This window comes from Nostoc sp. (assembly GCF_035638895.1).
Lineage (GTDB): Bacteria > Cyanobacteriota > Cyanobacteriia > Cyanobacteriales > Nostocaceae > Nostoc.
This window is the reverse complement of record NZ_DASQZC010000058.1, coordinates 1-4,655: the sequence shown is the minus strand read 5'-3', so window position 1 is coordinate 4,655 and position 4,655 is coordinate 1. Positions and strand designations below refer to the sequence as shown.

At 42.4% G+C, this 4,655-nt stretch carries 3 protein-coding genes; 1 reads left to right on the top strand and 2 read right to left on the bottom strand.

What is annotated here, in order from left to right; translation table 11 throughout:
- Window positions 1-612: class I SAM-dependent methyltransferase (locus VE944_RS02495; protein ID WP_324971778.1), on the top strand; the 612-nt coding region annotated here is incomplete at its 5' end.
- 222 nt (window positions 613-834) lie between these two features.
- Here VE944_RS02495 and VE944_RS02490 read toward each other — a convergent pair.
- Together VE944_RS02490 and VE944_RS02485 are read right to left on the bottom strand one after the other, a co-directional pair.
- Entirely contained in the window at window positions 835-2,541 is a 1,707-nt protein-coding gene (locus VE944_RS02490; RefSeq protein ID WP_324971775.1) for a fasciclin domain-containing protein, read from the bottom strand.
- 892 nt (window positions 2,542-3,433) lie between these two features.
- Window positions 3,434-4,642 carry a NupC/NupG family nucleoside CNT transporter gene (locus tag VE944_RS02485; protein ID WP_324971781.1) on the bottom strand — a complete coding sequence of 403 codons (1,209 nt, stop codon included), beginning with the start codon at window positions 4,640-4,642 and terminating at the stop codon, window positions 3,434-3,436.
- Window positions 4,643-4,655 lie beyond the last annotated feature (13 nt).

The window sequence follows — 4,655 nt, the reverse complement described above, 5'->3', positions numbered from 1 at the left end:
GTTTCGTTGCGGGAACCGGAGATTCTTTTGAAGTTGCGCCAAGAAACCGCCAGCCATCCCCGAAGTGGAATGCAGATTTCACCAGAACAAGGGCAGTTTATGAGACTTTTGGTGCAGCTTATTGGAGCTAAGAAAACCCTGGAAGTTGGAGTATTTACTGGTTATAGCTCACTTTCTGTAGCTTTGGCGCTACCGGCTGATGGGAAGATAATCGCTGCTGATGTGAGTGAAGAATTTACTGCGATCGCCCGCCGATATTGGCAAGAAGCCGGGGTTGCTGAGAAAATTGATCTGCGATTGGCACCAGGTTTAGAAACTTTAGATCATCTGTTGGCAACTGGACAAGCCGAGACATTTGATTTTGCTTTTATTGATGCTGATAAAGAAAATTATGATGGATATTATGAGCGATCGCTGCAACTGATGCGTCCAGGTGGATTGATTGCTATTGATAATGTTTTATGGTCAGGGCAAGTTGCTAACCCGCAAAATCAAGATGAAAGCACCCAAGCTATCCGGGCGCTCAACGAGAAGTTACATCATGACGAACGGGTAACGCTCTCCCTTGTCCCAATCGCCGATGGACTGACTTTAGCTATCAAGCGATCTTAGTATACTGATTTCTAGTTGTTTATATAGCGGTTCTCGACAAGCGTGAGGTACAATTTTGACCTCACTTCCATTCTCGTTTCGGGAAGGGGGTTAGGGGGTTAGGTCTATTTGCATACTTATACCTTATCGGATTGAAAATGGCTATAAATTACGCAAACACCAGCCGAGACTTTTATTTCTAGGTAGGGGCAATTGATCAATTGCCCCTATTTCTATCTTAAATTAGAAGTTGTAGCCAAGTCCTAATTGTAGCCCGACATCAGTTTCATCCATAAAAGCAGCATTTACAGCGCCATTTAACGTAAATCGAGTACCGAGAGGAACGTCTACACCACCAGTTAGCAGTAATCCAAAATCAGTATCGAGATTAGCTTCTATCGCTACACCAGCACCCAGATAAGGAGAGATAGAGAAAGTTCGTTGACCCACCTCAGTGCTTGCGCGAGGAGTAAAATCCAAAGTCAAGGGAACCAAAAACAATGTATCATCCCCAAAGATCACTGATGGCCGAACTGAGATATTGCGTGTCAGACCAATTTTGCTGAACGCTGAAAAGTTGCTGTCGCCCAAAGCTGTATCGTCACCGCTCAAACCAATGTTACCACCACCCCCGATGTAGCTAGGGCCACCAAGAGTAGTTCTACCTGGTCTTACATTAGGCGTTGTGCCATCTGTATTTCCTGTTGGCGGCTGATTTAACTGACTGATGTTAACATCAGGCGGAACGAGGACTTGGTTAATTGCATGGATAACACCATTGCTAGCTTGGACATCCGCCTGGATAACTCTGGCATTATTCACCGAGACTTGATTGTTAGCGCGATCAATTTGAATATTTACAGAGCTTTGTCCAGAGGTTTTCAGTTCTCCAGCCGAGAGTTGACTAGAAGTAACTGCACCAGGAACGACATGGTATGACAAAATCTTAATCAATGCATCTCTGTTTTCTGGTTGCTGTAACTGCTGTAAGGTAGCAGCAGGTAAAGCAGCAAATGCTTGATCGGTTGGAGCGAAGACTGTATAAGGGCCAGGCTGTTGAAGAATATCTGTTAAACCAGCTGTCTTTAATAAAGAAGTCAGAGTTGTCAAAGAAGTACTGGATGCAGCAAGAGAAACAATATCATTACCGGTTTGAGTTGCACCGACAATATATTGATTAGCTGGAAGATTGCTCGCAATAGGTTGCACCCTTCCCTGTCTAGCCAAAGCTTGATATAAGAGTGCCGCAGCTTCAGCACGAGTCAGGGGCTGTTGCGGATTGAGTTGTTTTACATCTGGATAATTAACAACAATATTAGATTGTGTTGCTATTGTCACACTACTAACAGCATAGTTCGGGATAGCTGAGGCGTCGGTGTAGTAGGTGCTGAGGTCAGTACTGGCTCCAGTGGTGCTACCAGTTAAAGCCAAACCATTGGTTACAGCAACGATCGCCTGTACCTTCGGTATTTGTTCACTTGGTCTAAATACGTTCCCAGGATAACCTGCTAGAAATCCAGTTTCGTAGGCGTTCTGAATTGCAGAAGCTGCCCAATAGCCAGCAGGAACATCCTTAAATCCACCTGCGCTTAATTGCCGAACTCGATTTTGGTTAGGGAAAGCTTTTTGAATTAGGGCGGCAAACTCAGCCCGAGTCACACCTTGATTCGGCCTAAAGCTGCCATCAGGAAAGCCACTAATCACGTTATTGTCAGCTAGGGCTTGAATGAAGGGACGCGCCCAATAATCTGAGGAAACATCAGACAAGTTTACTGATGAAGTAGGTGATGGTGTTGCAGGCGATGGTGTTGCAGGCGATGGTGTCGTAGATGGAACAGTATTTTGAGATAAAGCTGGGGTAGAAATTACTATGGGAGTGATTGTAGCAGCTGTCATCCCCAAAACTACTAAAGCAACCCTGGCTGATGGCCAACGAAAGGAACTAAACATGGAAATCTCCTCTATTATCTAAATGTTCACCACACGTAGTACAAAATTTATATTTGGTTTTTAAAAAACCGCATATAACACTAACAAGCATAAGCAACGATATTGTGCTATATGGTATGTTGCAAAAATAAAGATCCTTACATGCAAGTAGGCGATTTTATAACTGATAAAATCGCAGCCAAGCACTAGAATAATTAGCTTTTAATAGCCGCCTCTTTATAATTGCAGAAGATGGTTAATGCCGTCAAGCTACATGCCTCATGATCTTTAGCAACACTTAAGAAATAAAATCTGTTTTGGCGATATTTTGTATTGTTAATCTTTGAGGGAAATTATACAACTAACTAATGGCTGGATCTCGAGAAATAACTTTCACTCTTTAGATAGTTGTCTCTAATGGTAAATTTTAAAATATTAGACTGAAAATTAGCGATCGCAATCAAAAATTTTGGGCATGATTGCGCCAAGATTTTTGCCTATGATTTGTCTAGGAATTATTTTTTTGCAAAATACAATTTTATAAAAATGAATCTACGGATAAATTAAGATTTTTAAAGTGTCTAATATGTAACATCTTTGCTCATAACTCCTCTGGAGGTAGGATAATAAATCCGGTTTTACTCCACCATGAAACCCAGTGTTTTCACATAAATGCAACGTATTCTGGCGTTTTAAGCTACTGGGCAGCATCATTATAAAAAGTTTTAGTTATACCCTTGCGCTAGCAAATCTGCAATTGAGGTTAGTAATTAAGTTGGTCGTACTGGTTTGGCAACGTGTTTTGGAAACCCGGCTGCTAAAATTCACCCAGCGATCGCTTTCTCCAGCATAGGGGGTAAGGGCGATCGCCAAAATCGGAAAACCCTCTTTTCCCCTATACCCCGCGCCTCTTTCAAATCAACATCCCAGCAATACAAGCGGTAATAAAACCCGCTAGCAATCCGCCAACCATTGACCTTACACCCATGCGAGCTAAATCATGCTGGCGATTAGGTGCTATTCCAGTAATGCCGCCAATAGTAATTCCAATTGAACCGATATTAGCAAAATTACATAAGGCGTAAGTTGCAATAATTACTGCACGTTTGGAAATTTTACCACTTTCAATTAGTGCCTTCAAATCCAAAAAAGCAATAAACTCATTCAGAATTGTTTTTGTACCCAATAAAGCCCCGACTTGCCGACAATCAGCCCAAGGTACGCCCATCAGCCAAGCTACTGGAGCCATAACAAAAGATAAAATCCACTGTAATGACAGTTGCTGTAAACCTACAAATGTCCCCAACCATCCCAGCAGTGCATTCAAGGCAGCTAATAATCCTAAAAAGGCAATAATCATCACCCCAACATTAACTGCTAATTTCACACCATCAATTGCTCCGGTAGTAGCAGCATCAATTACATTTACATAATTGGTTTCTACATTTGCTTTTACCTTGCCAGCCGTCTCTGATACTTCTGTTTCTGGGTACAGCAATTTTGATACCACCAACGATGTGGGAGCAGTCATAAAAAAAGCAGCAATCAGGTGTTCTGTTGGTATCCCAAAGGAGAGATATGCCCCTAGTACTCCACCCGCAATTGTGGCAAAACCACCCGTCATCAGGGCATGAAGTTCTGATTGCGTCATCTTCGCTATATAAGGTTTAACCATCAGCGCCGACTCTGTTGGCCCCAAAAAGATGTTACCTGCACACGATAAAGATTCAGAACCGGATGTTTTCATCGTCTTCATCATTACCCACGCCATCACATTTACGACTCGCTGTAAAATGCCGTAGTAATACAAAACGCTGATAAAGGAAGAGAAAAAGATAATTGTCGGCAGCACTTGGAAGGCAAAGAAATGATCCTTAAAATTTTCTCCAAAGACAAATTTTGCACCAACATCAGAAAATGCTAAAAATTGGCTGACAATATCTCCCAGAGATTTAAACACATTCAAACCCCAAGGAGTTTTTAGAATTACTAGCGCCAATGCAAACTCTAATCCCAAACCCCAAGCTACTACGCGCCAACGCACCGCACGACGATTAACCGAGAAGGCGTAGGATATACCAATAAAAACTAAAATCCCCAACGCAGAAATAGCGCGTTCCATGTTTACTCCCGGA